25 protein-coding genes are annotated in these 20,378 nt (G+C 33.8%); 2 read left to right on the top strand and 23 right to left on the bottom strand.

The annotated features are described in order from the left end of the window. Window positions 1–201: 201 nt before the first annotated feature. The gene (gene hpf, locus ACH6CY_RS02920; protein WP_374065748.1) at window positions 202–765 is read right to left on the bottom strand and encodes a ribosome hibernation-promoting factor, HPF/YfiA family; all 564 of its coding nucleotides are present in this window, start codon (window positions 763–765) and stop codon (window positions 202–204) included. A gap of 295 nt (window positions 766–1,060) precedes the next feature. On the opposite strand from hpf, the gene ACH6CY_RS02925 reads away from it, so the two are divergent. After that, complete coding sequence (locus tag ACH6CY_RS02925; protein WP_374065749.1) at window positions 1,061–1,348, top strand: DUF4190 domain-containing protein; 288 nt, start codon at window positions 1,061–1,063, stop codon at window positions 1,346–1,348. A 128-nt stretch (window positions 1,349–1,476) separates the two neighbouring features. Further along, complete coding sequence (locus ACH6CY_RS02930) at window positions 1,477–1,755, top strand: DUF4190 domain-containing protein (RefSeq protein ID WP_374065750.1); 279 nt, start codon at window positions 1,477–1,479, stop codon at window positions 1,753–1,755. Between the two features lie 42 nt (window positions 1,756–1,797). Here the strand turns inward: ACH6CY_RS02930 and fliT are convergent, their stop codons facing one another. The 22 genes from fliT to ACH6CY_RS03040 all read right to left on the bottom strand — a co-directional run bounded on the left by fliT (window position 1,798) and on the right by ACH6CY_RS03040 (window position 20,363). Next, window positions 1,798–2,160, bottom strand: a complete 363-nt coding sequence (gene fliT, locus ACH6CY_RS02935; RefSeq protein ID WP_374065751.1) for a flagellar protein FliT — start codon at window positions 2,158–2,160, stop codon at window positions 1,798–1,800. Next, the gene (fliS, locus tag ACH6CY_RS02940) at window positions 2,160–2,558 is read right to left on the bottom strand and encodes a flagellar export chaperone FliS (RefSeq protein WP_374065752.1); all 399 of its coding nucleotides are present in this window, start codon (window positions 2,556–2,558) and stop codon (window positions 2,160–2,162) included. The genes fliT and fliS overlap by 1 nt, the downstream gene beginning before the upstream one ends. 24 nt (window positions 2,559–2,582) lie before the next feature. After that, window positions 2,583–4,112, bottom strand: coding sequence for a flagellar hook-associated protein 2 (locus ACH6CY_RS02945; protein ID WP_374065754.1), 1,530 nt, complete (start codon window positions 4,110–4,112; stop codon window positions 2,583–2,585). Between the two features lie 17 nt (window positions 4,113–4,129). Beyond that, window positions 4,130–4,513, bottom strand: a complete 384-nt coding sequence (gene flaG, locus ACH6CY_RS02950; RefSeq protein ID WP_374065755.1) for a flagellar protein FlaG — start codon at window positions 4,511–4,513, stop codon at window positions 4,130–4,132. A 120-nt stretch (window positions 4,514–4,633) separates the two neighbouring features. Further along, window positions 4,634–4,810 (bottom strand): YjfB family protein, encoded by a 177-nt coding sequence (locus ACH6CY_RS02955; RefSeq protein WP_374065757.1) that lies wholly within the window; start codon window positions 4,808–4,810, stop codon window positions 4,634–4,636. Between the two features lie 156 nt (window positions 4,811–4,966). Next, on the bottom strand, window positions 4,967–5,665 hold the full coding sequence (locus ACH6CY_RS02960) for an acylneuraminate cytidylyltransferase family protein (protein ID WP_374065758.1): 699 nt from the start codon (window positions 5,663–5,665) through the stop codon (window positions 4,967–4,969). A gap of 11 nt (window positions 5,666–5,676) precedes the next feature. Further along, a complete protein-coding gene (neuC, locus tag ACH6CY_RS02965; protein ID WP_374065759.1) occupies window positions 5,677–6,816 on the bottom strand; it encodes a UDP-N-acetylglucosamine 2-epimerase in 1,140 nt (379 codons plus the stop codon). Continuing rightward, window positions 6,809–7,858 carry an N-acetylneuraminate synthase family protein gene (locus tag ACH6CY_RS02970; RefSeq protein WP_374065761.1) on the bottom strand — a complete coding sequence of 350 codons (1,050 nt, stop codon included), beginning with the start codon at window positions 7,856–7,858 and terminating at the stop codon, window positions 6,809–6,811. The genes neuC and ACH6CY_RS02970 overlap by 8 nt, the downstream gene beginning before the upstream one ends. 109 nt (window positions 7,859–7,967) lie before the next feature. Further along, window positions 7,968–8,630 carry a TylF/MycF/NovP-related O-methyltransferase gene (locus ACH6CY_RS02975; RefSeq protein ID WP_374065762.1) on the bottom strand — a complete coding sequence of 221 codons (663 nt, stop codon included), beginning with the start codon at window positions 8,628–8,630 and terminating at the stop codon, window positions 7,968–7,970. Window positions 8,631–9,094: 464 nt separating this feature from the next. Beyond that, window positions 9,095–10,912: a motility associated factor glycosyltransferase family protein gene (locus ACH6CY_RS02980; RefSeq protein WP_374065763.1), complete on the bottom strand. Its 1,818-nt coding sequence runs from the start codon at window positions 10,910–10,912 to the stop codon at window positions 9,095–9,097. Beyond that, entirely contained in the window at window positions 10,902–11,513 is a 612-nt protein-coding gene (locus tag ACH6CY_RS02985; RefSeq protein ID WP_374065764.1) for a hypothetical protein, read from the bottom strand. Before ACH6CY_RS02985 ends, ACH6CY_RS02980 begins: the two co-directional genes overlap by 11 nt. A 157-nt stretch (window positions 11,514–11,670) precedes the next feature. Further along, on the bottom strand, window positions 11,671–12,543 hold the full coding sequence (gene hag, locus ACH6CY_RS02990) for a flagellin Hag (protein WP_374065765.1): 873 nt from the start codon (window positions 12,541–12,543) through the stop codon (window positions 11,671–11,673). 134 nt (window positions 12,544–12,677) lie between these two features. Next, entirely contained in the window at window positions 12,678–12,896 is a 219-nt protein-coding gene (gene csrA, locus ACH6CY_RS02995; RefSeq protein ID WP_374065766.1) for a carbon storage regulator CsrA, read from the bottom strand. A 1-nt stretch (window position 12,897) separates the two neighbouring features. Further along, window positions 12,898–13,341 (bottom strand): flagellar assembly protein FliW, encoded by a 444-nt coding sequence (gene fliW / locus ACH6CY_RS03000; RefSeq protein ID WP_374065767.1) that lies wholly within the window; start codon window positions 13,339–13,341, stop codon window positions 12,898–12,900. 18 nt (window positions 13,342–13,359) lie between these two features. After that, complete coding sequence (locus ACH6CY_RS03005; protein ID WP_374065768.1) at window positions 13,360–13,950, bottom strand: DUF6470 family protein; 591 nt, start codon at window positions 13,948–13,950, stop codon at window positions 13,360–13,362. A gap of 64 nt (window positions 13,951–14,014) precedes the next feature. After that, the gene (gene flgL, locus ACH6CY_RS03010; protein ID WP_374065769.1) at window positions 14,015–14,941 is read right to left on the bottom strand and encodes a flagellar hook-associated protein FlgL; all 927 of its coding nucleotides are present in this window, start codon (window positions 14,939–14,941) and stop codon (window positions 14,015–14,017) included. A gap of 5 nt (window positions 14,942–14,946) precedes the next feature. Further along, window positions 14,947–16,479, bottom strand: a complete 1,533-nt coding sequence (flgK, locus tag ACH6CY_RS03015) for a flagellar hook-associated protein FlgK (RefSeq protein WP_374065770.1) — start codon at window positions 16,477–16,479, stop codon at window positions 14,947–14,949. 13 nt (window positions 16,480–16,492) lie between these two features. Further along, entirely contained in the window at window positions 16,493–16,975 is a 483-nt protein-coding gene (locus tag ACH6CY_RS03020; protein WP_374065771.1) for a flagellar protein FlgN, read from the bottom strand. Between the two features lie 337 nt (window positions 16,976–17,312). Beyond that, the gene (gene flgM, locus ACH6CY_RS03025) at window positions 17,313–17,582 is read right to left on the bottom strand and encodes a flagellar biosynthesis anti-sigma factor FlgM (RefSeq protein ID WP_374065772.1); all 270 of its coding nucleotides are present in this window, start codon (window positions 17,580–17,582) and stop codon (window positions 17,313–17,315) included. A 96-nt stretch (window positions 17,583–17,678) separates the two neighbouring features. Further along, on the bottom strand, window positions 17,679–18,110 hold the full coding sequence (locus tag ACH6CY_RS03030; RefSeq protein ID WP_374065773.1) for a TIGR03826 family flagellar region protein: 432 nt from the start codon (window positions 18,108–18,110) through the stop codon (window positions 17,679–17,681). Between the two features lie 94 nt (window positions 18,111–18,204). Beyond that, a complete protein-coding gene (locus ACH6CY_RS03035; RefSeq protein ID WP_374065774.1) occupies window positions 18,205–18,897 on the bottom strand; it encodes a ComF family protein in 693 nt (230 codons plus the stop codon). Next, window positions 18,897–20,363, bottom strand: a complete 1,467-nt coding sequence (locus tag ACH6CY_RS03040; RefSeq protein WP_374065775.1) for an ATP-dependent helicase ComFA — start codon at window positions 20,361–20,363, stop codon at window positions 18,897–18,899. The genes ACH6CY_RS03035 and ACH6CY_RS03040 overlap by 1 nt, the downstream gene beginning before the upstream one ends. Between the last annotated feature and the right edge of the window lie 15 nt (window positions 20,364–20,378).

Consider the following 20,378-nt stretch of genomic DNA (forward strand, 5'->3'; position numbering starts at 1 on the left):
TTTGCGTGTGCGCCGATATTTTTGCGTGTGCGCCGATATTTTTGCGTGTGCGCCGATATTTTTGCGTGTGCGCCGATATTTTTGCGTGTGCGCCGATCATCTCCCAAAACCGGAGATGATCGATTTTTTTTACAAAAAATGCTTGACCCATTCAAAAAGGGTTCCGCATCAGCCGGAACCCTACTACTTTATATTCATGTATTAACTTGGTTCGATTAAACCATATCTTCCATCACGGCGACGGTATACAACGTTTGTATCGCCTGACTCTGCGTTTGTAAATACGTAAAATGTATGTCCTAGCATATCCATTTGCAAGATGGCTTCTTCTGAATCCATTGGTTTTAAATCAAAACGTTTAGTTCTTACAATTTCAAAGTTATCTTCTTCCCCTGACTCTGCTTCTCCATTTTCACGAATTGCTTCTCTTTCCATTTCCGCAAAAATATGTTTTGGTGCACCTTTTTGACGTGCTTTGCGGTTTACTTTTGTTTTATATTTTCGAATTTGTCGTTCTAATTTATCTACTACCAAATCAATTGCGGCATATAAATCCGCATGTTGTTCCTCTGCGCGTAGTAATAGATTCGTCATCGGAATTGTAATCTCAATTTGTTGCTCATCATTATAGACACTTAAATTTACATTGACATCTGATGTTGGGGGTGTATCAAAATAGCGTTCAAGCTTACTTACCTTTTTTTCAATATATTGTTTTATCGCCCCTGTAACCTCAACATTTTCACCTCGAATGTTATATTTCATAAAAGTGTCCTCCTTTCTATATCTATATTTCTATAATACCCTTACTTATTCCTGCATAAACCTATAAAAAATTTGTCGAAATAATAGATAATTAATGTATATTAAACCCTATTCATCATGAAACATAAGCATACCAATACTTTTTACACACCTCACAAATAAAAACATGATACAACTTTTTAATTTTTTTAATCCCAAAGATGAAGCTGACATGTTATAATGAGTTAGTATGCATAGATGGAAATTTATTGCTACATAAGCACTAATAAATAACAACTAAAGAAAGGGTGTTTCGATGGACCAACAACATTATAACCCATCACCTCAAGCTAGTGGAAAAGCAATCGCTTCTATGGTTTTAGGTATTTTATCTATTCTTACTCCTTGGCTTGGATTTATTTTAGGAATTATTGCGATTGTGTTAGCTAGCAAAGCTTTTAAGGAAATTGCTCAGTATCAACTTGGTGGGCGAGGTATGGCAGTCGCAGGGCTCACAACGGGTATTGTTGGCACCATTATTTATGGTCTAATAATCATATTTTTTTTCATCGCTATGGCCACAATAGACAGTATGCATTATTAAATCAAGTAAACGAACAAACACAAGCATCCTTTGTTAGTGTTTGTTCGTTTTTTACTACATAAAACTATCTGTCTTTCCATTTAAGTGGTATATTATAAAGTATATCTCGAACAGAAAGGAAGCTTATTTTGAAAGAACAACAATTCCAACAAACACCTCAAGCTAGCGGAAAAGCAATCGCTTCTATGGTTTTAGGTATTGTAGCTATTATTACTCCTTGGCTTGGATTTATTTTAGGAATTATTGCGATTGTATTAGCTAGCAAAGCTTTTAAGGAAATTACTCAGTATCAACTTGGTGGACGTGGTATGGCTGTTGCAGGATTAACAACAGGAATTATTTCTATTGTATTTTACGGACTCTTAATCTTCTTAGCTATTCTCGGTTTTGCATTTTATTCAGTGTAAGAAAAAGCTCTAACTACAAGATGAATGTAGTTAGAGCTCTATTTATTTCCGCTTATCAAGATATGAGCCATCAGAGTTAGCAAGTGATTGATAGGGGTTCATATATTTCTGATTCGTACTTTTCTGCTTTTTCACTGTACGCATATCTGTCTTAATATTAGTAAACAATAGATTCAGACGTTGCTGTATTTTTTGTTCTAATGGAACTAACTTTATTCCAATTTCTTTTTCTTCTGCTGTATAAGGCGGTTTTATTTCAGCCAATATAATTTCTCTATGATTTAATAAAACATTTACATTCTCAATAATCTTTTCTCTTTCTTCAACAGCTTTACTGACATTTTCATCTAGCAGGAGCAGTAATTCATTTGTTCGTTCGTATAATTGATTCATTCGTTCTGTCATTATACCCGAGCTCCATCTCCATATTTTTGTTGGCGTGTTTGTTTTAGAGCTTCCTTCCAAGAATCACGAAATTCTTCGATCAGTCCATAAGCTTCTTCCAATTTATTAATATCATTTTTTATATTGGCTTCCATCAATATATAGTTAATATAATCATATATTGGCAGCATTTGTTTCCCAATTTCTGTTTCTTGATTCAATGTCACCATTAATTCATTAATAATATTTTGTGCTTTTTGAATGTTTGTATTTTTCCATTCAAAATTAGAATCATTTATACCTTTTTTGGCCTGTTTTAAAAATTTTAAACATCCATTATATAACATAAGTGTTAATTCGCCAGGAGAGGCTGTGTTGACTGAATTATTTTTATACGCCTCATATTGTTGATAACTCATTACTAATATAACACTCCCTTATTCTTACATACCGCCAAACTGTTGTGTTAAATAGGTCGATTGTTGATTCATTTTCTGAATTGCTTTTTCCATAGCAGTGAATTGTTTCCAGTAACGATTTTCAACTTCCGCTAATCTTTCTTGAAAATCATCCATTCTTGTTTCCATATCTTTTAGTTTTTTTCCAAGCGTATATTGCTCTGCTGTCCAAGTCGTCTTACCTGCGCGATTATTAATGTTCTCCATCGTCTGTTTAACTGAATCTTCTAAGCGATTTACTAACCCCTGATTATTCTCATCTGCATTATAAAATAGCTTATACACAGCATCAGAATCATCTTGCAATGCTTCACGTAATTTTTCTTCATCAATAACTAATTTTCCATTATCCGCATATGATTTTGATGTAGTTATACCAATTTTGGACAGATGATTCAAATTTGCATTTCCTGTATCTACATTTTGATACCAGTCTTGACGCATACTTGTTAAGCCAGAGCTTAGCATAGAATCACTTTTTAACATCCCGCTTTTTGCTTTCTCTTCCCAAAGCTCTATTTCACTTTCTGACATATCCTTTTTTTGTAATTCTGTTAAAGGCTTATAATCTCTATGCCTTTTCTCTATTACTTTTTCATTCACACTTTCTATTAATTCATTATATTTATTAACAAATTGAGTGATAGAATCAACAGCTTTATCTACGTCATTCGTAACAGATATTCTTGCTTGTCCGGCTGTCACATCATTAAAAGTTAACGTTAATCCGTTAATGGATGTCGTATTTGTTTTAGACTCTAAGTCAATCGCTCCATTATAAGTGAATTTGGCATTTGTTCCACCTTTTTCACCTGCATTGGTCATATTAAAAATATTAGCAAAAAAACCACTATCTGAACTAAAATCAATTTCATTTCCACCAGGATTGAAATCACCCGTAGATTTCGTTTCCATTACAACTTTATCTGTTTGTACGTCATAAAACGCATTAATACCAGTACCATCTGAAATTTTTGCTAAAACATCGCCTAATGAATCTGTAGCATCAATTTGGATTTCATGCGTCTCCCCAGCAGGATTATTTTGATACGTTGTAAATTTTAAAGAACTAGGTAACGATGTGGCTCCTAATTTATCTAATTGCTCGGAAAGAGGAGCCAATGGATCAATTTTGTTTGATGCGTCAGTTGAAAGACCAGTTGAACTGACATTAATAGCATTTGTAGCTAATTGACTGACTTCAATACTGTATGAACCATTTGATGTACTTGAAGACGCAGTAGCAGTTATTGCATCAGATTGTGTTGAAATAGCAGATTTGACTTTATAGGAACTAGCTCGCTTCATACTAGAAAATAATTGTTCAAATTGCGAAAATTTTGTGTTCATCTCACGATATGCATCACGTGTCCACTCAGTCCAAATTTTGTCTTGCTCCATCTTCTGTAATGGTATACGCTCTGCTTTCATTAAATCGTCTATAATGCCATCGGTATCTAATCCCGAAGCAAGGCCTCCTATCCGCATAAAGTTACTATTTATACCTGTTACCATGTTTGTTCACCAGCCTTTTATATTTTTTCATCAACGATAAATCCCATAAATTCAGCCATAGCAGCGTAAACATCCAACATTTTTTTTGGAGGGATTTCTTTTACAATCTCATTGGTAGACGTATCAACAACCGTTACGTAATATTCATCAAGCTTATCATGTAATTCAAATTTTACAGAAGTACGAGTAGGCTCTAAAAATTCATTTAATGCTCCTATCATTCCTTCTATTTGTTTTTTTTCATTACGTGTATCAACTTGCTTCTGAATAGTAGCTGTTGTAGTATTTTCTTCATAATTTTTAGTATTTTCCACAGATCTTCCGCTTACAGATGTCGAAAACTCGTTGTATAATGACTGTTGCAAAAGCTGGGATCCAGAAAGAATTTTTCCCACACCCATAACTCATGCCAACTCCCTTTAGTTTGTTATCTCTTATATCGGCAGTTAGTCATTTTTATTAAATTGTTTTATTATTTAAATAAAGAAAAAGCATCACCACAATGTGATAATGCCTATGATTTAAGCCTTTACATCAATAGAACCACCTAAATGTGGTGTAACAGATTGCTCCATCATTTTAATTAATCCTTCATTCACAACCTCTGCTTGCTCCATTGTTTTATTCGTAACGCTTAACGAAACCTGCTGTTGCAAGCTAGCTTGGCTCATCACTGTAGATAATGCTGCAATGTCCATGATTTGCCTCCTTTTAGTTATTTTCTAGTCTGTCTTTTATCCACTATTTAAGGTGAATTCTTTAAAGTTTATTTTTAATTTTTATTCAACTGCATGATATTCTAGAGATTCATTTTACATTTTGTATATGCACCTTCAAGTATGAAGATCACAATTTTAAAAAAACTTTCTATATAAGTATTTAAATATCTCTATATCAAGCTCTGAATCTATATCAACACTATAATTCTTATTCATTACATAAGACAATTTATTATCATTTAGACTTGTGTTTATACTTAAGTTCTCATCAATTTTATTAATATAAATAGAACCATCAACTTTGTAAAAATCAGGGAAATCTTGCCTTCTAACTGTACTTCCCATTGTTAGTAGATTTTCTAAAGTTTCATCTTCATTAATTGTTCGCATTAAAATAGGGTTCTCTGACACTTCGACAACACTAACAAGGCTATTCATTTTGAAATCAACAATTTTTTCAATTGATAAATCAATATCTTCTGTGGTGCGCAAAGGTTGTGTGGGTTGAAGTAATACTACATAATCATAGTAGTCCCCTATATTATTCAAAGCTTCTATTGCATGTATAACTACATCTATAGTTTTCGATTTATCAGTTGCAAGATGACCAGGTCTTAAAAAAGGAACATCCGCTCCATATTTTTTAGATTTCTCTGCTATCTCAATAGCATCAGTTGAAACTATAATTTTGTCAAGGTATTTTGAACTTTTTGCGGTTTCAATAGTGAACTGAATTAGAGGCTTGCCATCTACTTCAAAAAGATTTTTTTTCTTGATACCTTTACTGCCACCACGCGCTGGTATAATTGCTAAAAAACTATTTTTTTTATACATCATGTCACCTATTACATTTTGTCATTAAAATATTTTTGAATATTGAAGTTCCAAATATCTGAATCAATTAATATTTTTAAAAACTGTTCATCACTATTACCTTTTCCATATGTTTGACTATAATATCTAGCCTTACTAGTTGCTTGATCTATGGCTTCTAGTATATGTTCTTTATTTTCAGTTACATTAATAATATTACATGATTTATATTTATCATATCTGTTATTCTGCCTATTTCCTATATCAATTGATTGAATACCAAAGATTTCAGCTTCTCTTATACCTGCACTAGAATTGCCAATTATAAAATCGCTATGCTTTAAAAGTGTTAAAAAATACTCAAATCTTAAAGAAGGGAATATCTTGAATTTCTCATTTTTATCTAATGATTTATATGCTTTTAAAATAACCTCATTACCTTCATCGTTATTAGGGTAAATAACCACATAATTTTTATTTGATTCTCCAAGTGCATCTAGCAAAGTATTAACATTTTTTTTTATCTTTTCTAGCTGTGTAGTTACTGGGTGATATAATAATATGCCATAATTGTCATAATTAATTTGATATCTTTCTCTTACCTTTTCAAGACTAGGTAAAGTATCAGATAACATTATATCTACATCAGGAGATCCAATTACATATATGGATTCTTCAACTTCACCTAGTTGAAGAACACGTTTTTTGGCCTGTTCATTGCTTACGAAGTGTATATGAGCCAATTTAGTAATCGAATGCCTAATCGACTCATCAATTGTTCCTGATACCTCTCCTCCTTCAATATGAGCTACTTTTATATTATTAAAAGCCCCTACAATTGCTCCAGCTAATGCCTCCAAACGATCACCATGTACAACAATTAAATCGGGTTTTTCCTCATGTACATAATTACTTAAACCAGTCACTGTATTACTTAAAATAAGATCCATCGTTGTTCCTTCTTGCTGATTTATATACTTGTAAATATCCTCAAAACCGTCTTTTTTTATTTCTTTCCAAGTCAATCCATACTTAGAAAGCATATGCATACCGGTTGCGAAGATTTTTAACTCAAATTGATTATGATTTTGTATCTTCCACATTAAAGACTTTAGTTTTCCATAATCTGCTCTAGTACCAGTAAGGAATAATATTTTTTTTTCATTAGTCATGTTTGATATCGTTCCATTTCAAATGTTGATCTTTATTAATTTTTTTGTTTGCATAAGAGCCTAATATACTATTATAGTACTCAGCTTTCAATTCTCCCAACCCAGGCCTTTTAACCCATATATTACTAGCGGAAAATTTTTCTCCAGCATCAATGTCTTTAATTGCCACAACAGTAGAAAAAGCAAAGTCTATTGTAACTTGCTCCTCCTTTGAAGGTTCTTTTATTCCTCCACGCATTTTCGCAATTTCCTTTGAGCCTGAGATTAATTGTTTCAATTCTTCTGTATCCATTGAACATAGAATATCAGGTCCACATCTTTCTTTTGAATCAGTATAATGTCTTTCAAGAATCGATGCGCCAAGCGCAGTTGCTGCAAATGCTGCATTATTATTTAAGGTATGATCAGATAAACCTATGACTGCTTCCGGAAATTCTTCCCTCAATATTTCCATACCTCCAAGTCTAACCAATTCAGGAGGTGTGGGATATAGGTTAGTGCATTGCAATAGTGCAAAAGGTACTTTGTGTTTCTTAAGTATTTCAACTGTCTTTCTCACACTTTCAATTGTGTTCATGCCCGTAGATACAATCATGGGTTTTCCATAAGAAGCTACTAATTCAATTAAAGGATAGTTATTGCACTCACCAGAACCAATTTTGTAAGCTTGTACATTTAATCTTTCTAAACGTTTTGCTGCTTCTCTAGAAAAAGGAGTGCTCAAAAAAATCATTCCTTTGGATTCTACGTAATTTTTAAGCTCCAATTCATCTTGTTCATTTAAAGCACTTTCACTCATAATATCATATATTGATTTATTTGAATTTCCAGGAATTACTTTTTTAGCTTCTTTACTCATCTCATCATCAATTACATGAGTTTGATGCTTAATCATCTCTGCCCCTGCACTAAATGCTGCATCTACCATTTCTTTAGCGACAACTAAACTCCCATTATGATTAATACCTATTTCAGCTATAACTAAGGGAGAATATTCTTCTCCGATATACCTTTCCCCAACTTTTATATATGGTTTTGACATCAATATACCTCCAATTTTTCTTCATGTAATATAATCAAATAAAATATTTAAAGCTTAGTAAATTCATTATTTTAAAATAATTATAAGCATTTATTTAATTGATTACTGCTTATTTCACTATATAGCTTGGCTTAGTATGAGAAAAAGAAAATTTTTTAATGGAATAATGATGTTTTTCGAAAAACTCATCCACAGCTCTTGTTTCACCTTCTACTGTTCCGTAATCATCAAAAACAATAACTCCACCTTTAACTACACGATCGAATAGTAACTCTAATGCTAGAGCTGAAGGCTCATATACATCGCAATCGATATGTAATAGGGCAATTTTTTCTTGAGGTTTCTCTTTAATATAACTTGGCAAAGTATCCATAATATTTCCTTCAACAAGTTGTATATTAGAGATTCGTTTATGTTGAAAACTTAGCTCTAATTCCTTTTTAGTGATATAGCTATCATTAAATTGCTTATTCCATTTATCAACAAATGCCATATCACTCTTCACTTCATTTACAGACGGAAATTCACCAAACATGTCAAAACCAATTATTTGTCTAGATTTTTCATTTTCTAATAATTCCCTAAAAGTTGCAAATTGAACTAGAGAATTTCCTTTAAAAACCCCTAACTCAATAACATTTCCAGGTAAATTAATGATCTTTTTATATAACTCATAGTGGGATAAGATATTACCTATTCGATATGGTTCAGAAGTCAATATAAAACCATTCTCATAATCAAATGCATTTTCAAAGAGATACTTGTTAATCAACTGATAACACTCCTTACATAACTTTCGATGAATTTTTCAATTCAGTTATAGTTAATTTTTTTAAACATTCATAGAACAATTTAGGATAAATAAAACAATTTGCTATTGACTTGTTAGTTTTATGAATAGTGTAATTATAAAGGACATAGAACTTTATCCTTTGTCCTCCTACTGTGACAGTTTAGCTAGGTTCAGTAAACTAGATGATTAAAATTAGGAATAAATTTTAATACCGTAAAGGAATATCCATTAATCTTACAACATTTCTGCAGCTTAGTTTCATTTATCCAGCACGCAATTCACGTATTTTCTGCCACCGCAAGTAAAGCGACTACGGTTTCTAAAAAAGATCTACTTTTCCTAATTAGATAAATACTTTCACTTGATAGTATCACTTTAGTAACTATTTTTTTAAAGTGTAAACCAATAAAGTTGTATCACTTGTTAGTAATATTTCCTTCATTTTAATCATCTATCTTAATAGTTTCGATTAGCTCTTCTATGTATGGTTCTGTAAATATTAGATGATTATCTATTTCAGTTAGGTATTCTCCAAAATAAAAATCAACCATCTCTATTTTATTCTTGATGTTTGTTTCAGCTTTTATTTTTTTTGATTGTTTCGCCAACTGTTCGGTTTGAAATCTAACCATGGGACTAATGACAGTTCTAAAATATTTATTATTCTTTACTTTTTTTAAAAGTTTATCGAATTTAACTAATTTTTTTTCTATTGATTGCAGTTGTGTATGAGTAAATTCTTTGCACTCAACTATTAAACGTTGCATTTCTGTCAACAATAAATTTAATTGGTCCTTTGAATTATATAAGTTTATTGTTTTCTTATAAACCAGTTCATCCTTATAATTATTATTCTTACAAAACCATTCTGTTTCTGTAGAATTATCTCTTAGATAATCATTTATTACTTGCTCTAAAGGAATAAATGTTGCACCATTTATTTTAGCACCACCTTTTGAAGTATTATAAACAGTTACATTTTTCGCAATACTAATGTAATGTTCAAGATGTACTCTCATACGCTCAAAGCCATCATCTGTGAAAACTTCTTCGCCATAAACGTTCTTAACTTTAAATAATTTTTCATCCATTGTTTCAGGTCCATAGCTGATTCCACTAGCATACATTTTATTTTTTTCATAAGCCAAGTTTTGACCTACAAGGATAATATTACGAAAACCTAATTTAACTAATAGTTGAAAAGTAACAATTGCAATTGATGGTGCATCTACAACCAAATCCAAATCTTTGCTATCGTTTAATAGAAATGGTGCTACAGAATCTTGACTAGTTATCATATGAAGCATATTACCAGGATAGTTTTTCAGCGTTTCATAACCAACTGTACTACCAAAGATTAAAGGAATCTCGCTTATTTCTTTTTCTTTTATTTTCTCAAAAACGAGTTGATTTTTTTCAGTAGGATCATAAGTACATGCTGCATCTGGATAAATATTATGTTCAATTAATGAATTAATTGCTGAACCCACAGAAAAGATATACGCTTGCTTATTATCTTTAATAAATCTTAGATGTTCATACTCAGAATCTAAACTAGGTCCTGCTGAAACTAGGATTGCAGTCTTCCCCTTAAAGTAATCTTTATCAATATCATTTAAAATGTTTGGTGTTTGCATTATTTTTGGTATGTTTTTAATGGCATTAATCGTCCATCTCTTCTGGAAGGATAAATTAGTTGCCAAACGACTCTTTTCATTTTTTAAAGATTTAGCAAGTGTTTCATATAAATGAAATAATTCATTACTATAATGTGTTTGGTAAAATGGATGTGCATAAATTTGAATTTTAAGAGAATAGATCGTTTTTAATTTATTTATTTTTTGTTCAAGATTACTTCTATTCATAAAAGATAATTTATTTATGTCAAACTGTTTCTCTAATGAAATTGCATCTAAAACAGTAGCTAAAATATTTATGTCTGGTTCATAAATAGTAAAAGCAACGTTAGGGTATTTGCTTGTTAGAGCTTCAATATGGTATCCTAAGCCGAAACCAAAGACGATAATATGTTCCTTATCCTCTTCTAGGTTAAAATCATTTACTATCCGAATAGCTTCTGAGTTGGGATCATATTTACTATGAATATAATTGTATTGATAGTCTATTTTCATTTTCAATGTTGGCATACCTTTTTTTGAATTCTCCACAATGATTCTATCTGTATCCATAGAGATATTATTACATTCGTCTAACAATTGCCTATCCGTTCTTCGGAGATAGTTTCTATTTTCAATTCGCATTCTTTCGTTCCCCTTCCAAATCAATTGATTTGGTTAGTGCTTGTTTTAATGTTTTTAATCCAGGTACTATTTCGTAATCTAGTATATCCGCAATTAATGTATTGTCTTTTGCTTTAATACTTTCTTCTAGTTGCACAAGTTCTTTCCTTATTGTTGTAATAGCTATCAAATAATCATTCCAATTTGTTGGTTGCTGTTCCGATTTTTCAATCGATTCTACTAATTGATCAATCCATTGTAAAGCAAACAAAATTTGTTCAAGATTTACCCAAGCCTGCTCTGAACCACCTTGATAAAACAAGTCTATAGTTGTTTTCATTTCAGGAAGTGCCCGCATTAAATAAGATTCACCAGTAAGATAAGTTTCGTTCATTAGTTCTTTTAAAGTAAGGAATATCACCTCTACTTTTTCTAACGTACTTATCTGTTCTATGATCTTATTTTCAAAGTCTTCATAAATATCTTGGCCATCTAATTTCATATGACTGAATTTTTTATCCGATTGATCCAATTTTTGTTTAATATAAGTATAAATATGATCGATAGCTGCACGTTCATTTTTCAATTCGACTACTTGCTGATCAATAATTAGTTGCATCATTTATTACCCCATTTTAATGTAATCTTTTCTATTTATTATATCGACAATTTTCTTATATTTTCAATGCTAATTTAGCTAATAGTAAATTAGTCTTGTAGTGGTAGATAAAATAAAAAATAAGGCCATCTTTAGGTAGATGACCTTATTTTTATATCATTTATTGTAGTAACTGTAGTACACCTTGTGGTGCTTGGTTAGCTTGTGCCAACATAGACTGAGAGGCTTGTGTAAGAATGTTATTCTTCGTAAATGCCATCATTTCTTTTGCCATGTCAACATCACGAATACGTGATTCAGCAGCTGTTAGGTTTTCTTGAGAAGCACCTAAGTTGTTAATCGTATGCTCTAAACGGTTTTGAATAGCACCGAGTGCTGAACGTTGAGAAGAAACAGTTGTGATAGCAGCATCAATTGTACCTAAAGCTGCATCAAACGCAGCAGTACCAGATCCACCTTCAAAAGATGTTACATTAATTGCACTTGCACCACTTGCACCATTAAGTCCGAGGCCAGAAGTACTCATGTTTTCGATGTTAATAGATAATTGCTCCCCTTGGTTAGCACCAATTTGGAATGTAATATTCACTGCTCCAGAACCAGCAGCAGCAAAATCACCATTTAATAATGTCTTACCATTAAATGCAGTACGATCTGAAATCCCTTTAATTTCTTCTGTAAGTGCATTGATTTCATCTTGGATAGCTTGCAAATCTTCAGTTTCTTGTGTACCTGTATTACCAGCTTGTACTGTTAGTTCACGCATACGTTGAAGAATTGCATGTGTTTCAGTTAATGCACCTTCTGCTGTTTGGATTAAAGAAATACCATCTTGAGAGTTCTTTTGTGCCATATCAAGACCACGGATTTGACCACGCATTTTTTCAGAAATTGCAAGACCTGCTGCGTCATCTCCTGCTTTGTTAATACGAAGACCTGATGAAAGTTTTTCTAATGAATTTTGTACTGCACTGTTGTTACCAGTTAGTTGGCGGTGTGTGTTTAACGCCGCAATATTGTGATTAATTCTCATTTGAAAGTTCCTCCTTGAATTTGAATTATACTCCACATCCTTGTGGGATACCGAATGAACTAAAGCGGCCGTCTCTAGTTTCAACCGGTGTTCAATTATAATATCGGTATAAAAAAAAGATTGTTTAGCATTTTTTAATCTTTTTTCAAAAGTTTTAGTAAATCTGTCGATATATCTGCTGCGCGATTATTTTCTTCTTGAATTTCAAGATAAATTTCTTTCCGATGAATGTCTATATGCGTTGGAGCAGAAATGCCTAATTTAATTTGATCACCATCAATACCGACTACTTTTATTTCAATATCTTCTCCAATTTGAATAGCTTCGTGTAATTTTCTAGTTAAAACTAACATATTAGCCCTCCCTCTCTAGCTCAGAAGGTTGTATGGGGGCTTTAATTAAATGACTTTTTTCATTTGTTATATACTGTTTCGCAAGCTTATTCACTTGATTAATAATAATAGGCGCTTGTAAATTTATCGTACTTTTTTCAAAAGGTTCTTTTAAAGAAACAATCGATGCTACTTTTACCTGATCAGCTGAGTTTATCTCTAATGCTTCTATTGTATGATCGTCTAAATCAAACGCATACGTATGATAAATATGATAAGGATTTACTACGATAAACCCTAACGTAGGTGTTATCGTAGATTGCAACACTTGAAAAACAGAATTATATTGTAATTCAAGCAAGACAAATTCCTTTTCATTATTAAATCCTGGGATGCCCTGTGGAAAGGTTAATAAGTTGTCATTATCTATCGTTATTTCACCATGGTATTTTGTTTGTATATTCATTATCACCAGTTCTCCTTTTTAAATGAGCATTTCAAAATTCACACCATGAAATTTGAGATTTTCAAAATCAATTTCTAGGCTAGCTTCTTGACGAATCCCTGTTTCAACAGATCCCCGTTGATACTGTATAATAGGCTTGTTTGGTGTATGCTTTATCATTGGCGGATTAACTTGAACATCAACATGAATTTCTGATGGTTGATAATCTGTTTTAACAGAAAAAACAGAAGGTACCCAGCCAATATTAAATTCCTTTATCTTGCGATTACCATTTTCAATCGCTTGATTCACAATTGGCTTTGATTTGTGTTCAATTTTCATCAATTGCTCACCTTGTTCTGTTCTTCTCGCTATACCTTGTAATACTTTTTGGTAACCTTCTCTAGCAGCATCTTTGTTGATTACTTTAGCACTTTTCAATCCCATATCATGCCATGCTTTTGTTTGATCGATAGTCAATTTAGAAGGTGTCGTATTGATGTTCAGCTCAGCTTGTGGCTGATTGATTTGTTGTGTTGCTTTTGGTTGTTCAATCGTTTGTTTCCCATGATTGGTTTGAATCGAAATAAGGGCTGGCTGTGACTCCATTCTAATCTGAGGTAGTTTCATCCATACACTCCCCTTCTTACTTTTAGAATAAAAAGGCTTGTCACAAATGCGACAAGTCTTTTTATTATCTTAGAAAATCTAATAGCGTTGGCTGAATAACACGAGAGCCAGCACTAAGTGCAGCTCTATGAATACTTTCTTGTGTGGTTAAATTAAGAATTACTTTTTCAATGTCAGCATCTTCATTCTTGGACATCATGCTTTTTGCAGAAATTTCTTGATTACTCAATCGATCTTCAATTAACTCTACACGATTCATACGTGCTCCGATATCTGCTCTTTCATTTACTACATTTTCTGCATGTGTATCTATCAATCCAATATAATCATCTAAAACTTCCTCTGGTTCACCTGTACGTAAGGCTTCTGAAAATGCTTCAATATCCTTGAATAAATCTTTGGTAAAAACATGGTTCGGATTACTATTCACCTGCAATTTAGTACCCGTCGCTACTTCTATAAAGACTTCCGTTGATTCTGGAGGGAGATCTGATACTGTAACATTTCCATCCTTATTTACAGTTACAGGCGGATTCATGTTACCTGTACCTGTACCATCGTCTGTACCAGTTGTTTTCGTTCCGTTGAAAATATATTTATCGTTTACTTTAGTATTGGCGATTTCAACCAAATGTGCTTTTAATTCATCTATCTCTTCGGCAATATTTGCTCTTTGTCCTTCTTCATAGGTTCCATTACTTCCTTGGACAGCTAGCTCTCTCATTCTTTGTAAAACTTTATTCGCTTCAGCCAGAGAATCGTCCGAATTATCTAACCAATTATTCACTTCTCCCATGTTACGTTGGAATTGTTCAATATCGGAAACTTGAGAACGATAATTAATTCCCTTCATTGCAACAACTGGATCCTGTGATGGTCTATTAATTTTTTTCCCTGTTGATAATTGGTCCATGTATTTATCGAGGTTACTGTAACTATTACTTAGATTACGCATCATATTATTCGTTAACATACTTTGTGTTACGCGCATTTACTTTACCTCCCTACTAATCCCATATTATTAATAATTCGATCAAGCATTTCATCAACTGTCGTCATTCCACGTGCCGCAGCATTATATGCGTGTTGGAATTTTATTAGGTTTGTCATTTCTTCATCTAATGAGACAGCACTTACCGAGTCTCTATTTTCTTGTACTTGTTGTTCAAGCACCGCCGCATTCGATAACATTCGATTTGCTTCTTGCGCTTTTACACCCATATCACCAATAAGTGACTGATAAAAGCTTCTTGTAGATTTTTTTTCACCTAAACCTATACCCGTTTGATTTAATACATCAGATAAATTAGTTGCATTTGTGCCATCACCTGCATCACCGTTTTTACTTGCTGCAATCAAATCTGGATCATCTAGTATTTCTTGATTAACTGTAATCGATCCAGCCGGAGAGGATGCATTATATTCAAAGAAAGGTTTTCCAGGATCACCGTATAAATCTATCCCGCTCTGTTGTACCGTATTAAAAGCATCAGCAAACGCTTCCGCCATTTGATCTATATCACTTATCATTTCATTATAATAACCTGCTACATCACCATTGCCGTCCCCATCAATATCCGCACCGATATAGCCATTCATTTCCATTAGTCCTTTTAGCTCACCTTGCGAGCCAAAATCAACTGCAGCAATATCTATAGGCTGTACTGCTGCATCGTCTGGATTGAAAAAGCTAAATGTCGTAACATTATCATCGCTGTCATATCCTACTTCTAAATGATTGACCGCTCCGGTTTTCCCATCGACAAGCGTCACATCTTGTCCTACACCATTTAATGTAATAGTCGCTACACCTTCAGCAATTGGGCTAGGTTGTCCACTACTTTTATCATATGTAACAGAAATATTTGCAATCGATGAGAGTTCATCAATTAAGCGATCCCGTTCATCATATAAAGTGTTCGGTACATGACCATGTGGTTCGATTCCTTTGATCTCATCATTCACATCATTTATTTGACTAATAATTGAATTAATATCTTTTACTGTTACGTCGATTTGATTTTTTATATCTCCACGTACTTTTTGTAAAGAGCTATTAAGATAATTAAATGTATCTGCTAATGCTAACCCTCTTTGTGCCACTACTGAACGAGTCCCCGAGTGCTCAGGGTGGTCAGCTAAATCTTGTAAAGAACCATAAAATTGATCCATTACTGCGTTTAAACCTTCTTTTGATGGCTCATTCATAAGGTCTTCCATTTGTTTCAAAGCAGCAGCTCGCTGATCATAATAACCAAGCTTACTATGTTCGTTTCTAAATTGCACATCTAGAAAACGATCACGTACACGTTGAATTGATCCAGCTTGCACGCCACTTCCGATGTCTGATTTCACACCTTCTGTATACCTAGAAGGTGTAAGCGTGGAAACTTGTTCAAAGTTAACGCGTTGTCTCGTATATCCTTCCGTATTCGCATTAGAAATGTTATGTGATGTTGTGTACAGAGCAGATTGTTGTGTGCTTAAGGCACGCATTGCTACTTCTAATCCATGAAATGTAGATACCATTTATATTTCCCCCTCAGGCCTTTGAATCAAACACAGAACGTTTATTGGTTTGTTGTCTTTCACCGTAATTGAATGTATCAATCGTTGGCACAATCATATCCATAGATAACTGAACAAATTGTAGTGATTGTTGTGTGAGTTGTTGGTTTAACGCTTCTTGCTGCTTCAACTTCACTAATGTTTCAGTCAATGCTGTTGTTGTTTGTTCTAATTTCTGACTAGCTTCTTCATCTTCTAAGTGCTCAAGCATTGTTGTTACCGTTACTAATTCTTCTGAAAATTCGTTTACTCGTGCCCATTCTTTTGTCTGTTCGACTCGTTGTTGCTCGGTTTCGTTTATTGCTTTCACATGTTTCTTTTCGTTTTTCAAAAGTTCTTGTAATTGTTCAATATCACCTGTTTTTAACGCTTCTGTTTTTTGAACAGATAAAGCATATAAGCTTAGGTGCAGTTGTACTAAATTTGCTAGCGTATGTTGAATTGTTTGGAGCGGCACGGAGAATGCCCCCTTCCCCTTGTTGAAAATAATGATAGAATTTTACTTTATATCCACTTCCTAAAGATACAGGATTAGAACTACAGGGTGTAAGTCTGTTAGACGTTATCACACGGTATCACGGTTTTAACCTAACATCTTTTTCACCAAATGTATCTTCATGCCGTACTATACCTCTAGGAATCTACGTGCATTTCCTACACTTAAGATACGATAAGCATTCATATGCCCGAATCATATTGTTAAGTAAATATAAGTTATAGCTTATTGACAACGCTTTATGTCACAGTGCTTTGTTATCATAAAAGAATAATGGGTCACCTATAAATCGAACCCATTATCCTTTTCCCCAAAAGTTGAGCATCTTTCTTGCTGTTTCTTTTGGCTCGATCTGATATTTTCCATTTTCAATCGCCTGTTTAATCTCATTCACACGTATTTCACGCTGAGATTGGACTTGCTCACTTTCTTGCATTTTCTTTGCTTGTTCTGAAATTTGAAGTTTATCTGAATGAGGTTGTTTACTTACTGTCTCTGCTTGTTTATTAAACTGTTTTTGATAGGGATTGAAATTGGAATGATTTGCACCTTGGATTTTCACAATCATTCACCCACTTTCACTTATTAGAGCTATTAAAATGCACTTGTTTTATATTTTTCGTTATATCTTCTTTACTTAATATCGTCATTCATTTAAGAAAGTTTAATTTTTTTTATCTGTTCGATCAATTGCATAATACGTTCTTACTTTCTCACGTTCTGATTCTTCATTACGCAATTGAATTTGATCAATTTTTTCTTGATAGGCCAAATCATTAGCAAGCTCTTGTGAACAATCTGCACACAATTTACCATCTTGAATCGTTTTTCCACACTTTTCACAAGGATAAGCTAAGTTTGGAAATTGAGAAGCGCGAAGTCGTCTTTCCTTAACAAATTTAAGAATTAAAGCTTCTTCCACACCTGTGCCTTCAACAATTTGTTGGACAGTTGCTTGACGGTTCACACGTTTTCGCATAAACGCATACACAATTTGAAACTGTTTTTCTTCTTTCTTTAGACAGTCTGAACAGACATCATTAGTTGTCCGCACAAATAACGCATTACAGCTTTTACAATTATCTAATTCTCCCATGAGAGCGACCACCTTTGCCCTTAATTACGTTCATTATATCATATATATCGGTATATTTTACTTCATCTAAATAGTAAGTGCACAAGAAAATGTATTATCTAGCTAATGTGTATGCAAAAACGATCGGACAACCGGCTTGTTTTAAGATTTCTGCTGCGTGGTGTAGTGTCGTACCTGTCGTATAGATATCGTCTATGAGTAAAACAGGTTGACTCGTTGATCGTCTTATTCGAAAAGGATTGGGACTTGTTATCCGTTCTTCCCGGGATCTTTTTGCTTGTTTTTCCCCATGGGTACGTTGAAGTAAATCATAGACTGGTAAAGGTAATAATTGTGCCATTGCTTTTGACTGGTTAAAAGCACGTTCTTGTAAGCGCTGTGGGCTTAATGGAATTGGAACGGTGATAGCGCCCTTATCTAAATCAGCAAAATATGCTTGAAAACCAGATTGAATTGACTCACGAAATGCTTCGATCAGACAATAGTCGCCGCGATATTTCCACTTAGTAATCATCGCTTGTATTGATTCATTGTATTGAAATACAGATCGATTTTTCAATAAAAAATGTTTGTTGTTATGATGACGTTGCTCACAATCATGACACCGAATATAACCATCTAATGCTTTTTCATTGTATTGTCTACCACAATCCAAACAGTCTACATTTTCAATCTGTTGTAATCCTGCTTGACAAGTGTCACATAATGGAATTGGTTTTTTCGGAAAAAATAACGACGACCATGTTACTTCTGGATAAATCTGTTTCTGACACCATATACACTTCATTACATCTCCCTCGCTTTCTGGTTCATTTGCTCGATCATCCGTCTCGCTTCTATCATTGCGTTTGTTTTTCCATCATGTAAAAAAATGACGTCTCCTGTTGGGTCGGTGACACTTCTACCAGCTCGTCCTGCCATTTGGACTAATGCAGCTTGATCAAATACATCATGACCTGCATCAAGCACGATAACATCGACAGACGGAAAAGTTACTCCTCTTTCTAAAATAGTAGTCGATAGCAAAATAGAGAACTGCTTATTGCGAAATTGTTCGATCTTATGCTCTCGTTTACTATCATCGGCGTGAACAGATTCAATCGATTCCATAGCTAGTTGCTTTCGTAATGTTTGGCAGATGCATTCTAATTGTTTAACTGTTGGAATGAAAATCAACAATTGCCTTTCCGTGTTGATGCGTTTGCGGTACCAATTCCAAAATGCATTTGGTAGCTTATCGTTTTTTAGTGCTGTTTTTAACGTTAGGGACAAAATAAATTGCGGCTCGGGTAGGGGGTAACCATGAAAACGGATCGGAACAAAGACAGTTGGTAAAGTATTGTTGTCTGATCTGCGTTTCAATTCTTTTCTCGGTGTGGCAGTAAGGTAAATATAAGTCGCGTTTTTGGCAGCAGCTCGTTTCGTGACAAATGGCAACTTCGGGTCGGCGTGGTATGGAAAAGCATCTATTTCATCAATAATAACAACGTCAAAGGCACGTGCAAAACGAATTAACTGATGTGTCGTTGCAATGGTAAGTTGGGATGGGATATCTTTTTTCTCCACTCCCCCATACAGTCCAGTAATAGTTATATTAGGAAAAGCTTGTTGAAAACGCGGGAGTAACTCGCGGACGACATCTGCTCGTGGGGTTGCTAAACAAATTCGTTTTTCTGTTGAAATGGCTTTTGTTATAGCCGGAAAGAGCATTTCAGTTTTTCCTGCACCACAAACTGCCCAGCAAAGTAATTCTGTATTCCCTTGTTTAATCGTTTGGCAAATTTGACGAGCGGCGTGTTGTTGTGCAGCGGTTAGTTCTCCTTTCCAAGCACAGATTTTCGCAGGAATACGATAAGTTGGTTTCGGACCACTCCAATAAAATAATTTAGCACACTGCAATACCCTACCCATTTCAATACAGTTGCGACAATATAAATGAGTCGTATGACACCTAGAACAAGGGAGCTTGCCGAATAATGAGGGAGCAGTATTACCACAACGTCTGCAATGGTTTGGGTTAGTTGTAATGGATGGAATCGTTTGAATGAGGCCTGCTTGTTGGAGCACATCAAGTTGAGAATCATCAAGAGAGATTTCTTCACGTAGTAATAACTTCCCGGCTAAATAGTGGCTGCATGATGAGACATTCAATCGATCTTTTATTTGTTGTGGCGAGTTTTCGATGATAGAAGGTAAATAGGAGAAATCATCTAATTGTTTCGATGATACAAACGAAAAAATACTTTTTAACAATGAGCAACACCCTCC

It is taken from the genome of Paraliobacillus sp. JSM ZJ581 (assembly GCF_044383835.1).
Classification (GTDB): domain Bacteria; phylum Bacillota; class Bacilli; order Bacillales; family Amphibacillaceae; genus Paraliobacillus.

Bases quoted from the DNA above. Each gene is read 5' to 3' on its own strand.
- flgK (WP_374065770.1), bottom strand. From the start codon at position 16,479: ATGGTATCTACATTTCATGGATTAGAAGTAGCAATGCGTGCCTTAAGC.
- fliT (WP_374065751.1), bottom strand. From the start codon at position 2,160: ATGACAGAACGAATGAATCAATTATACGAACGAACAAATGAATTACTG.
- ACH6CY_RS02945 (WP_374065754.1), bottom strand. From the start codon at position 4,112: ATGGTAACAGGTATAAATAGTAACTTTATGCGGATAGGAGGCCTTGCT.
- ACH6CY_RS02985 (WP_374065764.1), bottom strand. From the start codon at position 11,513: ATGATGCAACTAATTATTGATCAGCAAGTAGTCGAATTGAAAAATGAA.
- ACH6CY_RS03030 (WP_374065773.1), bottom strand. From the start codon at position 18,110: ATGGGAGAATTAGATAATTGTAAAAGCTGTAATGCGTTATTTGTGCGG.
- hag (WP_374065765.1), bottom strand. From the start codon at position 12,543: ATGAGAATTAATCACAATATTGCGGCGTTAAACACACACCGCCAACTA.
- flgL (WP_374065769.1), bottom strand. From the start codon at position 14,941: ATGCGCGTAACACAAAGTATGTTAACGAATAATATGATGCGTAATCTA.
- ACH6CY_RS02925 (WP_374065749.1), top strand. From the start codon at position 1,061: ATGGACCAACAACATTATAACCCATCACCTCAAGCTAGTGGAAAAGCA.
- flgM (WP_374065772.1), bottom strand. From the start codon at position 17,582: ATGATTGTGAAAATCCAAGGTGCAAATCATTCCAATTTCAATCCCTAT.
- ACH6CY_RS02955 (WP_374065757.1), bottom strand. From the start codon at position 4,810: ATGGACATTGCAGCATTATCTACAGTGATGAGCCAAGCTAGCTTGCAA.
- flaG (WP_374065755.1), bottom strand. From the start codon at position 4,513: ATGGGTGTGGGAAAAATTCTTTCTGGATCCCAGCTTTTGCAACAGTCA.
- ACH6CY_RS02980 (WP_374065763.1), bottom strand. From the start codon at position 10,912: ATGCGAATTGAAAATAGAAACTATCTCCGAAGAACGGATAGGCAATTG.
- csrA (WP_374065766.1), bottom strand. From the start codon at position 12,896: ATGTTAGTTTTAACTAGAAAATTACACGAAGCTATTCAAATTGGAGAA.
- ACH6CY_RS03035 (WP_374065774.1), bottom strand. From the start codon at position 18,897: ATGAAGTGTATATGGTGTCAGAAACAGATTTATCCAGAAGTAACATGG.
- ACH6CY_RS03005 (WP_374065768.1), bottom strand. From the start codon at position 13,950: ATGAAACTACCTCAGATTAGAATGGAGTCACAGCCAGCCCTTATTTCG.
- hpf (WP_374065748.1), bottom strand. From the start codon at position 765: ATGAAATATAACATTCGAGGTGAAAATGTTGAGGTTACAGGGGCGATA.
- ACH6CY_RS02970 (WP_374065761.1), bottom strand. From the start codon at position 7,858: ATGTCAAAACCATATATAAAAGTTGGGGAAAGGTATATCGGAGAAGAA.
- fliS (WP_374065752.1), bottom strand. From the start codon at position 2,558: ATGAGTTATCAACAATATGAGGCGTATAAAAATAATTCAGTCAACACA.
- neuC (WP_374065759.1), bottom strand. From the start codon at position 6,816: ATGACTAATGAAAAAAAAATATTATTCCTTACTGGTACTAGAGCAGAT.
- fliW (WP_374065767.1), bottom strand. From the start codon at position 13,341: ATGAATATACAAACAAAATACCATGGTGAAATAACGATAGATAATGAC.
- ACH6CY_RS02960 (WP_374065758.1), bottom strand. From the start codon at position 5,665: ATGTATAAAAAAAATAGTTTTTTAGCAATTATACCAGCGCGTGGTGGC.